This is a genomic window from Vibrio sp. TBV020 (assembly GCF_046056895.1).
Classification (GTDB): Bacteria; Pseudomonadota; Gammaproteobacteria; order Enterobacterales; family Vibrionaceae; genus Vibrio.
In genome coordinates, this window is the sequence record NZ_JBEEAQ010000003.1 from 1029868 (window position 1) to 1045003 (window position 15136).

Here is a 15136-nt window from a genome sequence, read left to right on the forward strand (position 1 = left end):
AATGAAAAAGCCCTCCGAAGAGGGCTTTTTAACAAACAGAAGAATCGGTCACTATTTCGCTAAGTAGCCACGAATCGATTGTTCAATTCCTTGCGAATCTAAACCAAGCTCTTGATGAAGCTCATCTTGAGTACCTTGTGCGATGAACTTATCTGGCAAACCAAGGTTTAGCACTGGTTTCAGAATTTTTTCTTTCATCATGAACTCAATCACTCCAGCGCCAGCACCACCGGCAATAGCGTTCTCTTCGAGAGTGACAATCACGTCATGGTCTTCAACAAGTTGTTTGATCAGCTCTTCATCTAAAGGCTTCACGAAGCGCATGTCAGCGACAGTTGCATTTAATGATTCAGCGGCTTCTAGAGCGTTACCCAAGAAAGTACCAAAGCTCAATATAGCTACTTTCTCGCCATTTCGAACCACACGTCCTTTGCCGATTTCAAGAGCTGTAAACTCTTTTTCAATCTCAGTCCCCATGCCAGTGCCACGCGGATAGCGAACCGCAGATGGACCTGTATGTTTATGGCCGGTGTAGAGCATTTGACGGCATTCGTTTTCATCACTTGGTGCCATGATCACCATGTTTGGAATGCAGCGCATGAAGCTAAGATCGAACGCACCTTGGTGAGTTTGACCATCTGCACCAACTAATCCCGCACGGTCAATGGCGAACATTACAGGTAAGTCCATGATGGCAACATCGTGAATCAATTGATCGTAGCCACGCTGTAAGAACGTTGAGTAAATAGCAACAATCGGGTTGTCACCCGCAATAGCCATACCCGTCGCTAGCGTCACGGCGTGCTGCTCTGCAATCGCAACATCAAAGTATTGTTCTGGGTATTCTTTAGAGAAACGAACCATACCAGAGCCTTCACGCATGGCTGGTGTAATCGCCATTAGCTTAGGATCTTGCGCTGCCATATCGCATAGGAAGTCACCAAAGATTTTCGAGAAGCTTGGCTTTCCACCACTGCTCTTAGGTAGAGATGTATGGCTAGGATCGAATTTAGGTACACCGTGGTAGCCGATTGGATCTTTCTCTGCAGGTTCGTAACCTTTGCCTTTCTTAGTCATGATATGCAGGAACTGTGGGCCTTTTAGTTCACGCATATTCTTAAGAGTTTTAATCAGTTCGTTAACATCATGACCATCGATTGGGCCAATGTAGTTAAAGCCAAGCTCTTCGAAAAGAGTCCCTGGAATGACCATGCCTTTGAGATGTTCTTCAGTACGACGAACCAGCTCTTTGATTGGTGGAACACCGGATAGAACCTTTTTGCCGCCTTCACGAATCGATGTGTAAAGGTTACCTGAAAGAACTTGAGCTAGGTGGTTGTTCAGTGCACCAACGTTCTCCGAAATCGACATTTCGTTGTCGTTAAGAATAACCAGCATGTCTGGGTGAACGTCGCCGGCATGGTTCATTGCTTCAAACGCCATGCCCGCGGTAATCGCCCCGTCGCCAATTACGCTAACAACTTTACGATTTTTATCTTCTTTGCCTGCACTAATTGCCATTCCTAAAGCAGCACTGATCGATGTAGAAGAGTGACCGACAGACAATGTGTCGTATTCACTCTCATCGCGCCATGGAAATGGGTGTAAGCCGTCTTTTTGACGAATAGTTGGCATCTGATCGCGGCGACCCGTTAAGATCTTATGCGGATACGCTTGGTGACCTACATCCCACACCAATTGGTCAAAAGGTGTGTTGTATACGTAGTGAAGCGCGACTGTGAGTTCAACCGTTCCTAAGCCAGAAGCTAAGTGGCCACTAGATTGGCTCACTGAATTCAATAAGTAGGTACGTAATTCATCACACAGTTTCGGTAGCACTTCTTTTGGAAGACTACGTAGCTCATCAGGCGTATCTGCTAGAGCGAGTGTTGGATATTTTGAAATATCAAGAGTCATATAAATGCGCGCTTATTGTGTTAGTTCTTGCGCTCGATGACATATCGGGCGAACTCTTCGAGTAACTCTGTATTGTATGGGATTGCTTCCAAAGCTTGAAGTGCTTCATTTAACAGAGTGTGAGCTTTGTTAATAGCTCCGTCTAATCCAAGCAGTGCTGGATAAGTACTTTTGTTTAATTCTTGGTCAGAGCCTTGAGGTTTCCCTAGTGTCTCTGTGTCGCCAATAATATCTAAGATATCGTCTTGCACTTGGAATGCTAAGCCAACCGCATCGGCGTACTGGTCAAGAAGTGGCATCACCTCAAGACCTTTTTCACCTGCAGCAAGGGCGCCTAAGCGTATTGCTGACTTCATTAGAGCGCCGGTCTTGTTACGATGAATCTCTTCCAGCTCTTGTAGAGACACTGAGCGATTTTCAGCAGCTAAATCTAATGCTTGGCCCATACACATGCCATTTGCACCAGAGGCATCTGCTAGCACTTTAACCATCTTTATACGGTTCGACTCAGCGTTAGGGTTCAAATCACCGTCAGCTAAGATTGTGAAAGCGAGAGTTTGTAATGCGTCGCCAGTTAAGATCGCGGTCGCTTCATCAAATTTGATATGGCATGTCGGTTGTCCTCGACGCAGCTCATCATCATCCATTGCTGGAAGATCGTCATGAATTAATGAGTAGGCATGAATACACTCGACTGCTGAAGCAGGCGTATCAAGGTCTTTTGCATCACAGCCTAGCATTTGGCCCGTGATGTATACCAAAAATGGACGAGCGCGTTTTCCACCTAGTAATAGGCCGTAGCGCATCGCTTCAATCAAAGATTGGTTTTGGTGTGGCAGAGCTTGCAGCCAAAGATTTAGCTGATCATTATTGCGTTGTTGAAATGAGGTTAATGCCTCTTGCATAACAGACATATTTCTATCGATTACTCAGGCTGGCCGTCAAAGTCACTTAATGGTGATTCGTCATCGTTTTGCAGCAAAATACTGACACGCTGTTCGGCGTCACTGAGTTTTGTTTGGCCTGCACGAGCAAGCGAAATACCACGCTCAAACTTTTTGAGTGCATCTTCCAATGCTAAATCACCATTTTCAAGGTTTTCTACGATGACATCGAGCTCGTCGATTGTCGCCTCGAAGGTCATGTTTTCAGGTTTCTTGCTCGCCATAACGTTTCTACTTTGACAAAGATGCACGAAAGTTACCTTAGCCGATAATGATGGTCAAATTTAACCGAGTAAAATTGTCAGAAAAATCGAGCTTTGGCAGTCTATCGTACAGTTCGGATGACTTTGAGCTGTTGATTCTGAAAAAGGAAGACGCAGGTGTTTACATTTATGTGAATGGGTTACCAATAAAAAACTAAAGATCTGAACACGTTGCCGATATACTTTGATAGAAGCTCAAAATAGCATGAGGAGTGCTCTGTGGATTTAGCAACGCTGGTAGGACTGTTAGGCGGTTTTGCTTTCGTTATCATGGCAATGATACTTGGCGGAAGCATTATGATGTTCGTCGATGTGACATCGATCCTTATCGTAGTGGGTGGCTCTACTTTCGTCGTCTTAATGAAGTTTACCATGGGGCAATTCTTTGGTGCGGCAAAAATCGCGGGTAAAGCATTCATGTTTAAGGCTGATGAGCCAGAAGACTTGATTGCCAAAGTGGTTGAAATGGCTGATGCTGCGCGTAAAGGCGGTTTCCTAGCTCTAGAAGAGATGGAAATTACCAATGGCTTTATGCAAAAAGGCATCGATTTGCTGGTGGATGGCCATGATGCAGATGTTGTAAGAGCGGCGCTGCAGAAAGATATTGTGTTAACTGATGAACGTCACGATTTTGGTGCGAGTGTATTTAGAGCCTTTGGCGACGTAGCACCAGCAATGGGGATGATCGGTACACTGGTTGGCCTAGTAGCGATGCTTTCAAACATGGACGATCCTAAAGCGATCGGCCCTGCAATGGCGGTAGCGCTTTTGACGACCTTGTATGGTGCTATTCTCTCTAACATGGTGTTCTTCCCGATTGCTGACAAACTCTCTCTTCGCCGTGAGCAAGAAAAACTGAATCGTCGTCTAGTTATGGATGGTGTGTTGGCTATTCAAGATGGTCAGAACCCTCGTGTCATCGATAGTTACCTCAAGAATTACCTCAACGAAGGTAAGCGTGCTCTTGATGTAGATAACGAGTAAGGTCGAAGGTATGGAAGAAGAACAACCCAAATGTCCGCCGCCTGGCCTCCCGCTATGGATGGGGACTTTTGCCGACTTAATGTCGCTGCTGATGTGTTTCTTCGTACTTCTGCTCTCGTTTTCTGAAATGGACGTATTGAAGTTTAAACAGATCGCGGGGTCGATGAAGTTTGCTTTCGGTGTTCAAAACCGATTGGAAGTAAAAGATATTCCGAAAGGGACTAGTATCATTGCTCAAGAGTTTCGTCCTGGGCGTCCAGAACCAACACCGATTGATGTCATCATGCAACAGACTATCGACATTACTCAGCAAACCTTAGAGTTTCATGAAGGGGAGTCTGATAGAGCCGGTGGTACGCAGCGTGATGAAGGTAAGTTGACTGGTGGACAATCACCGGATACTTCGACGCAGAATAACCAGAACTCAGAGTCTGATAACGAGCAACAGCAATCCGCGGAGATGTCTCAAGAGCTTGAGACCATCATGGAGAGTATCAAGAAGGCGCTTGAACGAGAAATTGAGCAAGGTGCGATCGAGGTAGAAAACCTTGGTCAGCAGATCGATATTCGCATACGTGAGAAGGGCGCGTTTCCGGAAGGTTCTGCATTCTTACAGCCGAAGTTTAGGCCACTTGTGAGACAGATTGCTGATTTGGTCAAAGATATTCCGGGCATAATCCGTGTATCGGGTCACACAGACAACCAACGCATTGATTCTGAACTTTATCGTTCTAACTGGGATTTATCCGCTCAACGAGCCGTATCTGTAGCGCAAGAGATGGAAAAAGTGCGAGGCTTTGACCATGGTCGCCTGCGTGTTCGAGGTATGGCCGACACTGAGCCGCTAGGACCAAATGATACCGAAGCACAGCGTTCTCGAAATCGTCGTGTGGAAATCAGTATCATGCAGGGCGAGGCGCTACTCAGCGATGAAGTACCAGTAATTAGATAAAAGAAAAGGACGAGCGAAAGGCTCGTCTTTTTTATGGTCATTCATTCATGTATAATCTTGCGCCCTTAGAGAACAACTCTTATTTTGAATGAGCGGCTAACGCTTAGCTGGCCTGCTCATTCTGCGAATTTATTAAACTTGTTGTGAAGTGAATTATGAAATTTATCGTAAAGCCCCATCCAGAAATTTTTGTAAAAAGTGAGTCGGTGCGTAAGCGCTTCACAAAGATTCTTGAGTGTAATATTCGCAACGTAATTAAAAGTCGTGCTGAGTCAGTAGCGGTATTCAATCGTCGTGATCACATCGAAGTAACGGCGGAATCAGACCAATATCGCAACGAAGTGATTGAAGTACTGACGCAAACTCCAGGTATTCACCACGTACTTGAAGTGCAACAATCAGACTTTAAAGATCTGCATGACATTTTCGAGCAGGTGTTGGAATTAAATCGTCCAAACCTAGAAGGTAAGACGTTCGTTGTTCGTGCAAAACGTCGTGGTAAGCATGACTTTACGTCGATTGAACTTGAGCGCTACGTTGGTGGCGGTCTAAACCAAGCGATTGAAAGTGCGAGCGTTAAGCTAAAGAACCCAGACGTAACGGTGAAAGTTGAAGTCGCGAACGAAAAGCTAAACCAGGTTATCGCGCGTTACAAAGGTCTAGGCGGTTTCCCACTAGGAACACAAGAAGACGTATTGAGCCTGATTTCTGGCGGCTTCGATTCAGGTGTTTCAAGCTACCTGCACATCAAACGTGGTTCAAAAGTACATTACTGTTTCTTTAACTTAGGTGGTCCAGCACACGAAATCGGTGTTAAGCAGGTTTCTCACTACCTATGGAACAAGTACGGTTCTTCGGCAAAAGTACGCTTCATCTCGGTAGATTTCGAACCAGTAGTGGCAGAAATTCTAGAGAAAGTAGATGACGGCCAAATGGGCGTAATTCTTAAGCGTATGTTTATGCGTGCAGCAGGTATGGTCGCTGAGAAGTTCAAGATTGAAGCTCTAGTTACAGGTGAAGCTCTAGGTCAGGTATCAAGCCAAACGCTGACTAACCTTCGTCATATTGATAACGTGACAGATACATTGATTCTGCGCCCATTAATTAACTGGGACAAAGAAGATATCATCAATCTAGCGCGCGAAATCGGCACTGAAGATTTTGCTAAAACAATGCCTGAATACTGTGGTGTGATCTCGAAAAAGCCAACAGTGAAAGCAGTGAAAGCGAAACTAGACGCAGAAGAAGATAAGTTTGACTTCGATATTCTAGAGCAAGTGGTTCGTGATGCTCGTGTTATGGATATCCGTGACATTGCTAAAGAAACAGAGCAAGCGGCGCCAGAAGTTGAACAAGTTCAAGCGGTAGAAGAGCATGCGATCGTTCTTGATATCCGTAGTCCGGAAGAAGAAGACGACAACCCATTAGAAATTGAAGGTGTGGAAGTAAAACATATTCCATTCTTCAAGTTGGCTACTCAGTTTGGTGACTTAGACCAGTCTAAGACTTACTTACTTTATTGTGACCGTGGCGTCATGAGCCGACTACAAGCTCTATATCTACAAGAGCAGGGCTTTAACAACGTTAAGGTTTACCGCCCTTAAAGATCCTGATAGTAAGTTAAAAGCCACTCGTAACTGAGTGGCTTTTTCGTATTTGGACTAATGGATGACCACACCCTCTGTATACCCATGGTTGGTTTCATCATCATAAATACGGTTTTGTTCTCCGTATTTATCGAGAATGTTATAAGCCGCGCTGTTAATTGAGTTGCCAATTGTTTGGCAAGATTCAGGCTCCCAACCAAAGATAAGTTGTTCAATCTCTTGAGCAGCACTTACTCCAAAACCGTGATGGTTTTTCTCATGTGCCATGAGCTTATCATAGTAAGCGTTAAACTTTGCTTGCGTATCTATATTGGCGGATGAACGCAATGTTAGCTTAGGCATTACGTAGTGTGTGGTCACTTTTACTTCAGCTTTAGCAATAGAACAAATACCTTCTTTTTTGGCATACGTGTACTTCCAAGCTACATTGTAGTCTGTTCTTCCATGCATAGGCACGGTGTCATCTTGACTTAGCGCATAAGCGATATCATCGGGCGTGTCAGGGTCAATAAGATAATAACTAAGGTTCTCTATTTCAGAGTAAGTGACCTCTGGCCCGATGCGATTTTCTTGTGGCTTAGCTGGAACCTCCGGGGTGGTTGGTGGTTCTGGTTTAGGTAATGGCTCGGTAGGTGGCGTAGTTTGCTCAAGCAACTTCCAAGGCGTTTGCCACTCTTGTTGTACTGGCGCGCCGGGAATATCCCCAGTATCTGCCCACCATTTCGCTTGATAGATGCTGCCTAGATGCTCAACTTGGCTTCCCTGTTGATAAGATTGTGTTTCATTGTAAATGGGTGCGGCCTTTAAACTAACACTTAGTAAACTAAGGGTTAGAGCTGCAATTTTGATCATGTCCATAATCACTCCTTTTTAGCAAGCTAACTCCGAGAGACTATTGGGCAGTGAAGCGCATGACCACAGGAACGTAATAAGTTCGTGAGACCTTGTCACTCGTTTGCACGGGGTGTTGGTGTTCAAGGTATCATTGGACAGTTAACCTACTGAGGCAGGTTAGGAAAAGCAGTATAAAAAGTGACAGATAAAAAAACACCGCCTAATAAGGCGGTGCTAAAAAATTTGACAGACAGGTCAAAATAAATACAGGAAGTATATGTTTCGTTTCACTTGGAAACAAAACTGGTAGAAACCTACCGAACTCGAAATACGAGTTTGCAAACACAACATCGCAATAAGAGGTCAATTGATTCAAAAGGGAATCAAGCCGTTCTGACTCCTTACTGCGGTGTGAAATATAGAATTTCTCTGGTCGTCAGGCAACGGACATTTTATAATGTTTCAGATAAAAAAAACTAATCTATTTATAGAAGGCTACTATGTCCAGAAGATTGCCTCCTTTGAACTCTTTAAAAGTGTTTGAAGCTGCTGCCCGACATTTGAGTTTTACTCGTGCGGCAGAAGAGCTGTTTGTAACGCAAGCAGCCGTCAGTCACCAGATTAAAGCGCTAGAAGAATTCCTTGGCTTAAAACTGTTTCGTCGTCGAAATCGCTCGCTTCTTCTTACTGAAGAAGGGCAAAGCTACTTCCTCGATATTAAGGATATCTTTACGTCATTAGCAGAAGCGACTGATAAAGTGTTAGAACGTAGTGAAAAAGGTGCGTTAACAATCAGTTTGCCACCTAGTTTTGCTATTCAATGGCTAGTGCCTCGCTTGGCGGATTTTAACCAGCAAGAGCCAGACATTGATGTACGTATCAAAGCGGTCGATATGGACGAAGGCTCGCTCACTGATGATGTCGATGTTGCAATTTACTATGGGCGCGGTAACTGGCCTGGATTGCGTGCTGACAAATTGTATCAAGAGTTCTTGATTCCTCTTTGTTCACCATCATTACTTTTGGGTAATAAACCATTAGAAACTCTAAGTGACTTAAAACAGCATACGTTACTTCACGATACCTCGCGTAAAGACTGGAAACAATTTGCCAAGCAAAACGGTATTGAAGGTGTGAATGTAAACCATGGGCCGATTTTCAGCCACTCGACCATGGTGCTGCAAGCGGCAGCTCACGGACAGGGGGTGGCATTAGGCAATAACGTTCTAGCTCAACCTGAATTAGAAGCAGGCCGTCTAATCGCGCCGTTTGACGAAGTGCTACTGTCGAAAAATGCGTTCTATGTGGTATGTCATGACAAGCAAGCCGATATGGGGCGTATCGCCACTTTCCGTGATTGGATGCTAGCCAAAGCACAAAGTGAGCAAGAGGAGTTGTTAGATGAGTGATTACTTGATTGACGGCGAGAAGGGCAGTCCTTTGTTTATCTTTGCTCATGGCGCTGGTGCTGGTATGGACCACGCGTTTATGGAGTCCGTTGCACAAGGTTTAGCAAAACGAGGCATTCAGGTCGTTCGTTTTAACTTCCCGTATATGGTGAAGCGAGCTGAAGATGGCAAAAAGCGCCCACCTGATCGAGCTCCAAAACTGCTTGAGGCTTATCAGGCTGTGATTGAAGAGTTTAGCGAACAAGGCTCGATTGTTATTGGTGGCAAATCGATGGGCGGTCGTATGTCTAGCTTGTTAGCAGCGGAAGTGAACGTCGCGGGTATTGCGTGTTTAGGCTTTCCATTTCACCCACCAGGAAAACCAGAAAACTTTAAGGGTGAGCACCTCGCAACGTTAGAGAAACCAACTCTTATTCTTCAAGGTGAACGAGATACGTTTGGCAAAAAAGAAGAGTTTTCAGGTTTTACGCTGTCTGAATCCGTTCAAGTTCAATTCGTTCCTGATGGTGATCATAGTTTTAAACCTCGTAAGAGCTCGGGGCATACTGAGTTGGGCAATATTCAACTCGCGGTAAAACATCTAGCTGAATTTATATTTGAGGTGTACGGTGAAAAGTAAACATCTGCTTGCTTTAGGTGGCCTTTTCAGTGGGATCGCTGTTGCCTTAGGTGCTTTTGCTGCTCATGGTTTGAAGAAATCATTGTCACCTTATTTACTCGACGTATTCCAAACTGGTGTGCAGTATCAATTTATTCATGCGATGGCGATTTTGCTCGGTGGTGTTCTGCTTCAGCTAAAATTGCCTACTAAGTCACAAAAATATTTCGCCCTTGCGGTAATTTGCTTTATCATCGGCATCTTTTGTTTTAGCGGCAGTCTCTACGCACTCGCATTGACGGGCATTAAATGGTTCGGACCGATTACTCCACTTGGCGGTATGACGTTTATGCTTGGTTGGGGATTGTTCGTCTACGCAGCGCTACAGATTACAGAGGTGAAACAGTGAAACAATTAATGCTCTACTGCCGCAGTGGCTTTGAAAAAGAGTGTGCCGGTGAAATTCAAGATCGTGCAACTCAGATAGAAGTATTTGGTTTCCCTCGTGTTAAGAAGAACAGCGGCTATGTGATCTTTGAATGTTACCAAGATGGTGATGCTCAAAAACTGGTTAAAGAGCTAGATTTTAAATCTCTTATCTTCGCTCGCCAGATCTTTGCTGTTGCTGCTGAAATCCAAGAGTTGCCACGTGAAGACCGTATCTCTCCAATTCTTCATGATCTGAGCTTTGTAGAAACTATGCCTCGTTGTGGTGATATTCGTATCGAAACCCCTGACACTAACGAAGCGAAAGAGCTACTGAAATTCTGTCGTAAATTTACTGTACCGATGCGCCAAGCATTGCGTGGTAAAGGGATTCTTTTCCCGAAAGATAGCCCTAAGAAGCCGGTACTGCATGTGTGTTTTGTCGGTCCGACTCACTGTTTCATCGGTTACTCATTGCCTGACAATAACTCTCAGTTCTTTATGGGTATCCCTCGCCTTAAGTTCCCTTCAGATGCACCTAGCCGTTCGACACTGAAACTAGAAGAAGCGTTCCATGTATTTATTCCTCGTGAAGAGTGGGATGAGCGTTTAGCTGCGGGTATGTGGGGCGTTGACTTAGGTGCTTGCCCTGGCGGTTGGACTTATCAGCTTGTTAAACGTTCGATGTTTGTTCACTCTGTGGACAATGGCATGATGGCGGATAGCTTGATGGAAACGGGTCAGGTGAAACACCACCAAGAAGATGGCTTTAAGTTTGAACCAGCGCGTAAGAATGTAACGTGGCTTGTCTGTGATATGATTGAAAAACCATCACGCGTGGCACAGCTAATGGGTGAGTGGATCATCAGTGGTTGGGCAAAAGAAGCGATCTTTAACCTCAAGTTGCCAATGAAAGGTCGCTACGATGAGGTTCTCGAAGATATCGAAAACTTGAAGCTATTCTTAATCGAAAACAAGGTCAAATTTAAGCTCCAAGCGAAACACCTATACCATGACCGCGAAGAGATCACGGTGCACGTTCAGTGCCTGTCTAATATCTCACCGCACTAATTTAAGTTCATTATTGATGAATGAAGAAAAGGGTTGGCATTGTGCCAACCCTTTTGTTTTATTCTTCATTTGGACCATTAAAGCGCAGGTCTTGCAGGTTAAAACCCAATTCTATGTCGGTTTTGAGTGCGGAAATCATTCTGCACTTTCTCGCCGATTCAATATGCTCATCCAGTTTTTTACGGTATTTCGTGGGTAGCTCTTCACTTGCAAATGCCTGCTCAATATCAGCGTACTGTGTCAGTATCTCTTTTGCTGCTTTTGGACCTATCCCCGGAACTCCTGGAACTTGGCTCGAGCTAATTCCGGTCAATCCCCAATAATCTGAAAGCTGAGTTGGTTTAACACCGAACTCTTTTTCAATGAAAGGCTCATCTAACCAACGATGTTGGAAGTAGTCGCGAATTTGCAAAGTCGGTGACAGCAACTGACAGTACCCTTTATCGGTCGAGATAATCGTGACCTTTTCATTATGGCTCGCCACTTTCATCGCTAATGTTGCGACGAGATCGTCAGCCTCATCACCATCAGATAACAATGAATCTATTCCGAGCTTCCACCACGCATCTTGAATAGCTTCTAAACCATTCATTAATGGCTCAGGCATTGGCTTACGGTTTTGTTTGTACTCTGGCCAGATGTCTGCGCGCCAGCCACGTTCTTGTAAATGGTGATCAAACACAGCAATGATGTGCGTTGGTTGTGACTCAGAAAGAATTCTATTGAGTGTGCGGGAGGTTGTGGTGATGGTTCTTGCTATATCGTTAGGATCTGGTTGAGCTGAGTGGACTCGACGAATAAGGTTTAACGCATCGATAATAACAAGATGAATAGACATAAGAATCAAAAAAATAAGGGCTTGGAGCCCTTATTGTATCGGATGAGTTTAATATTACCAGAAGCTAGCTTGTCTTGATCTGATAACATGGCTCATAAGCAGTGCCGCCTGGAAGTTTCATGCGGTCTTGCTCTACAAAGTCTTTCAGAAGCTTGTCCATTTTCTTCATTAACTCGACGTCACCATTAAGAATAAATGGGCCATGACGCTCAATTTCACGAATACCTTCGGCCTTAACATTACCGGCTACGATGCCAGAGAACGCTTGGCGTAATGCTGCTGCTAGATTCTCAGGTCGTTGATTGAGGTGTAGGTCTAGGCTGGCCATGTTGTCATGAGTTGGATCAAATGGCAGTTGGAACTCGGGTTCAATCTTGAGTGACCAATTGAAGCTGTACGCGTCACCGGTATCTTTTCGATATTGGCGTACGTCACTCATGCTTTGTTTCATGATTTGCGCGACTTTCGCTGGGTCGTCGACAACGATCTGGTAATGCTTCTGTGCCGCTTCCCCTAGAGTATCACCTATAAATCGGTCGATAGAGCGGAAGTATTCTTCACTCTCTTTCGGGCCAGTCAATACGATAGGTAATGGCTGATCGGCATTATCAGGGTGCATCATAATACCTAGGATGTAGAGCAACTCTTCTGCAGTACCAGCACCGCCAGGGAAGATCACGATGCCATGACCCATACGAACGAAAGCTTCAAGACGTTTCTCAATGTCCGGCATGATCACCAGTTCATTAACTATTGGGTTTGGTGGCTCAGCGGCAATGATTGATGGCTCAGTTAGACCTAGGTAGCGTTGCTCATAATAGCGTTGTTTCGCATGACCGATTGCGGCCCCTTTCATCGGGCCTTCCATCGCACCAGGCCCACAACCAGTACAAATGTTCATTTCACGCAGGCCTAGTTCGTTGCCGACTTCGCGAGTGTATTGATATTCGATGGCATTGATCGAGTGGCCACCCCAACACACGACTAGGTTTGGTTCGATACCTGGTGTTAGCGCGCCAGCATTACGCAAGATACCAAAGACAAGGTTAGTAATATGAGATGCGTTAGTTAGGTTTAAGCGTTGGTTATCCGCAAGGTGCATGTTGACGTAAACAATGTCGCGCAGCACAGAGAACAGGTGCTCTTGAATCCCTTTAATGATCTCACCATCAACAAAAGCGTGTTCCGGTGCATTGCTAAGCTCAAGCTTAATACCGCGTTCACGACGTACTACGTTTACATCAAACGATTTGTATTTATCTAACAGCTCTTTGGAGTTATCTGTGTGACTTCCTGAGTTCAATACAGCAAGAGTACAGTTACGATATAGCTGGTATAGATCACTAGCAGCGGTTTTTTTAAGGCGCTCAACTTCAAGCTGAGAAAGTAGGTCCATACTACCTGCTGGACTAATATGCGTGATCATAGTGACCTCCTTGACGAGAAACTCACCAATAGTGAGTGAAGTGTCGTTGTTATTATTGTCCTTACACGTCGCACTGTCTGACGAGTTTTTAGCGACGGTTTAATAAGCTTAGCAGGTTTCTGATGATAGTGAAGCTAACTATCTGATATATAAAGATCAGTCACAAAAAGGAAAGAGGTGTTTGGGGAATGCTAAAGATGTTGAGTCGGAGATCTAACGCCAAACTAGCTGGTTTTTACCAAGAGATTTAGCTTCATTTAGGCACAAGTTTAATCGTTCTAATATTTCTTCTGGTGTGTCAGAGTCTTTAAATGCAGTGCTTGCTGCCGAAAGGGTGATCATTAGGTTACGGTCACGGAATTTAAATGGCAGCTTAGATACTTGCGTTTGAATCGTTTGGATGAGACTAAATGCATCGCTATCAGAGACTTCTGGGAGCAGAAGAATAAACTCTTCACCAGAGAATCGAGCCACGGTGTCTGTATCTTGAAGCTCTTTTTTGATTGTACGAGCGATGATTTTTAGCGCTTTATCACCAGCACTGTAGCCGAAACTATCATTGATCGATTTAAAACCATCAATATCTAAGATGACAACACGAAGAGTATGTTGCGCACGAATCCAGCGGCGATATTCAAGTTCTAGTCGGTCGCCAAATGCAGCACGGTTGTAGACCTTGGTAAGTGGATCGAGAAGCATACGTTGCGCCTGATCTTCAAGGCGTCTGCGATAATCTTGGGTAACTTCAAACAGTGCTTCGAGCTGATTTTTGCCATAATCCATTCTCTCTAACAGCGCTTGTTCACGTTGTTCTGCATGTTTTAAGCGTTCCGTCAGCGAGTTAAGTTGGTCAAGCAGTGGATTGACTTCTTGCTTTAGGCCTTCTAAATCTTCAGCGTTGGTTACTTTGGCTTGTGTATCGCTTAGCAGATCGCTTAGCTCTGAACTCATCTCTTGGCGATGATCGAAATAGCTTTGAGATTGTTGTACGTTTTGAGCTGAGCTTTTTAGTGAAGAAGATAGAGAGGAATTAACTTGTTCAAGGAACTGTTCAGAAGTCTTACGCTCGTAATGAGTTCCCTCAATGACGAGCTTTAGCGTCTGAAGCGTTAACTCAAGTAGAGTGTGGCTGCTAACACCAATGAGTAGCTTAGCCCTAATATCTGACAGTAGCTCACCGGATTCACCTTCGAAATCGAGTTCCGTAATGAGGTGTTGTAGCTCTTCTGATAGGCGTAGCTGTAACTCACGATCGGAGCTATTTGCGACTTGGTTAATGCTGTAATCAGGGTTAGAAGTGATGATCTTTACAGAACGTTCATATAGGCCGAGTAAGCGCAGGGCCTGTTCTGATTTAGGGTGTGAGAGTCCATTGGAATAACTGAGCAAATCTCGGAGATCACGTTTGATCTTTGCAGGCAGACCGGTCAAGCGCAACAGGGTTTCTCCGCTGTGTTTGATCTGCGTATCTAGGTGTTCACTCTGCTTTTCCATAGCCAAGCCTTGTTGTTTTAGCAGACGCTCTAATACCGCAAGTTTTGGGATCAGAGTACTGACGTCTTGCTGTTGTTCGATAGCTTGAGTGAGTTCCATTAGACCCGACTGAAGACGCGGGTTCTCACTTTTATAGGCGTTACTCAGCGACGCTATGATGCGCTGAAGCACCTTCTGTTCTCTTTTAAATTTGAACGAAGTATCCCGTTGTGTCAATCGAACTTGTTCCAATTGAGATTTCAGGTTGTGCAGCTGTGACTGAAGATCTTGTTCGAGAACGCCCATGAAATATAAACTTAAAGATATAATCTACTTCTATTTATTAATCTGTAGATAATATCAAATAAATCTCGGGCGTCACGACTTACTACGT

14 protein-coding genes are annotated in these 15136 nt (G+C 44.6%); 7 read left to right on the top strand and 7 right to left on the bottom strand.

Translation table 11 applies throughout. From position 1 onward, the window contains the following. Window positions 1-51: 51 nt before the first annotated feature. From dxs to xseB, 3 genes are read right to left on the bottom strand one after another with little or no spacing between them, the layout of a single operon-like run. The gene (gene dxs / locus AAFX28_RS12680; protein ID WP_408688126.1) at window positions 52-1917 is read right to left on the bottom strand and encodes a 1-deoxy-D-xylulose-5-phosphate synthase; all 1866 of its coding nucleotides are present in this window, start codon (window positions 1915-1917) and stop codon (window positions 52-54) included. Between the two features lie 20 nt (window positions 1918-1937). Continuing rightward, complete coding sequence (gene ispA, locus AAFX28_RS12685) at window positions 1938-2822, bottom strand: (2E,6E)-farnesyl diphosphate synthase (RefSeq protein ID WP_408690868.1); 885 nt, start codon at window positions 2820-2822, stop codon at window positions 1938-1940. A gap of 20 nt (window positions 2823-2842) precedes the next feature. Next, entirely contained in the window at window positions 2843-3085 is a 243-nt protein-coding gene (gene xseB, locus AAFX28_RS12690; protein ID WP_408688128.1) for an exodeoxyribonuclease VII small subunit, read from the bottom strand. 258 nt (window positions 3086-3343) lie between these two features. Between xseB and pomA the strand changes: the two genes are divergently transcribed. From pomA to thiI, 3 genes are all read left to right on the top strand, one after another. Then, window positions 3344-4108: a flagellar motor protein PomA gene (pomA, locus tag AAFX28_RS12695; RefSeq protein WP_408688130.1), complete on the top strand. Its 765-nt coding sequence runs from the start codon at window positions 3344-3346 to the stop codon at window positions 4106-4108. A gap of 10 nt (window positions 4109-4118) precedes the next feature. Further along, window positions 4119-5060 carry a flagellar motor protein MotB gene (locus AAFX28_RS12700; RefSeq protein ID WP_408688132.1) on the top strand — a complete coding sequence of 314 codons (942 nt, stop codon included), beginning with the start codon at window positions 4119-4121 and terminating at the stop codon, window positions 5058-5060. Window positions 5061-5215: 155 nt separating this feature from the next. Continuing rightward, window positions 5216-6664, top strand: coding sequence for a tRNA uracil 4-sulfurtransferase ThiI (gene thiI, locus AAFX28_RS12705; RefSeq protein WP_408688134.1), 1449 nt, complete (start codon window positions 5216-5218; stop codon window positions 6662-6664). 57 nt (window positions 6665-6721) lie between these two features. Here the strand turns inward: thiI and AAFX28_RS12710 are convergent, their stop codons facing one another. Next, window positions 6722-7525: a DUF922 domain-containing protein gene (locus tag AAFX28_RS12710; RefSeq protein WP_408688136.1), complete on the bottom strand. Its 804-nt coding sequence runs from the start codon at window positions 7523-7525 to the stop codon at window positions 6722-6724. Between the two features lie 476 nt (window positions 7526-8001). Here AAFX28_RS12710 and AAFX28_RS12715 point away from each other — a divergent pair, with 476 nt between their 5' ends. From AAFX28_RS12715 to rlmM, 4 genes are read left to right on the top strand one after another with little or no spacing between them, the layout of a single operon-like run. Further along, window positions 8002-8910, top strand: a complete 909-nt coding sequence (locus tag AAFX28_RS12715) for a transcriptional regulator GcvA (RefSeq protein ID WP_126574733.1) — start codon at window positions 8002-8004, stop codon at window positions 8908-8910. Next, a complete protein-coding gene (locus AAFX28_RS12720; protein ID WP_408688137.1) occupies window positions 8903-9529 on the top strand; it encodes an alpha/beta family hydrolase in 627 nt (208 codons plus the stop codon). The genes AAFX28_RS12715 and AAFX28_RS12720 overlap by 8 nt, the downstream gene beginning before the upstream one ends. Further along, window positions 9519-9917 carry a DUF423 domain-containing protein gene (locus AAFX28_RS12725; RefSeq protein WP_408688138.1) on the top strand — a complete coding sequence of 133 codons (399 nt, stop codon included), beginning with the start codon at window positions 9519-9521 and terminating at the stop codon, window positions 9915-9917. Before AAFX28_RS12720 ends, AAFX28_RS12725 begins: the two co-directional genes overlap by 11 nt. Next, entirely contained in the window at window positions 9914-11005 is a 1092-nt protein-coding gene (gene rlmM, locus AAFX28_RS12730; protein ID WP_408688140.1) for a 23S rRNA (cytidine(2498)-2'-O)-methyltransferase RlmM, read from the top strand. Before AAFX28_RS12725 ends, rlmM begins: the two co-directional genes overlap by 4 nt. A 58-nt stretch (window positions 11006-11063) precedes the next feature. On the opposite strand, the gene xni is transcribed toward rlmM, so the two are convergent. The 3 genes from xni to AAFX28_RS12745 form a co-directional block, all read right to left on the bottom strand. Continuing rightward, window positions 11064-11843, bottom strand: a complete 780-nt coding sequence (xni, locus tag AAFX28_RS12735; RefSeq protein WP_408688142.1) for a flap endonuclease Xni — start codon at window positions 11841-11843, stop codon at window positions 11064-11066. Window positions 11844-11907: 64 nt separating this feature from the next. After that, entirely contained in the window at window positions 11908-13269 is a 1362-nt protein-coding gene (ppnN, locus tag AAFX28_RS12740; RefSeq protein ID WP_408688144.1) for a nucleotide 5'-monophosphate nucleosidase PpnN, read from the bottom strand. Window positions 13270-13482: 213 nt separating this feature from the next. After that, the gene (locus AAFX28_RS12745; protein ID WP_408688145.1) at window positions 13483-15048 is read right to left on the bottom strand and encodes a GGDEF domain-containing protein; all 1566 of its coding nucleotides are present in this window, start codon (window positions 15046-15048) and stop codon (window positions 13483-13485) included. Window positions 15049-15136: the final 88 nt, after the last annotated feature.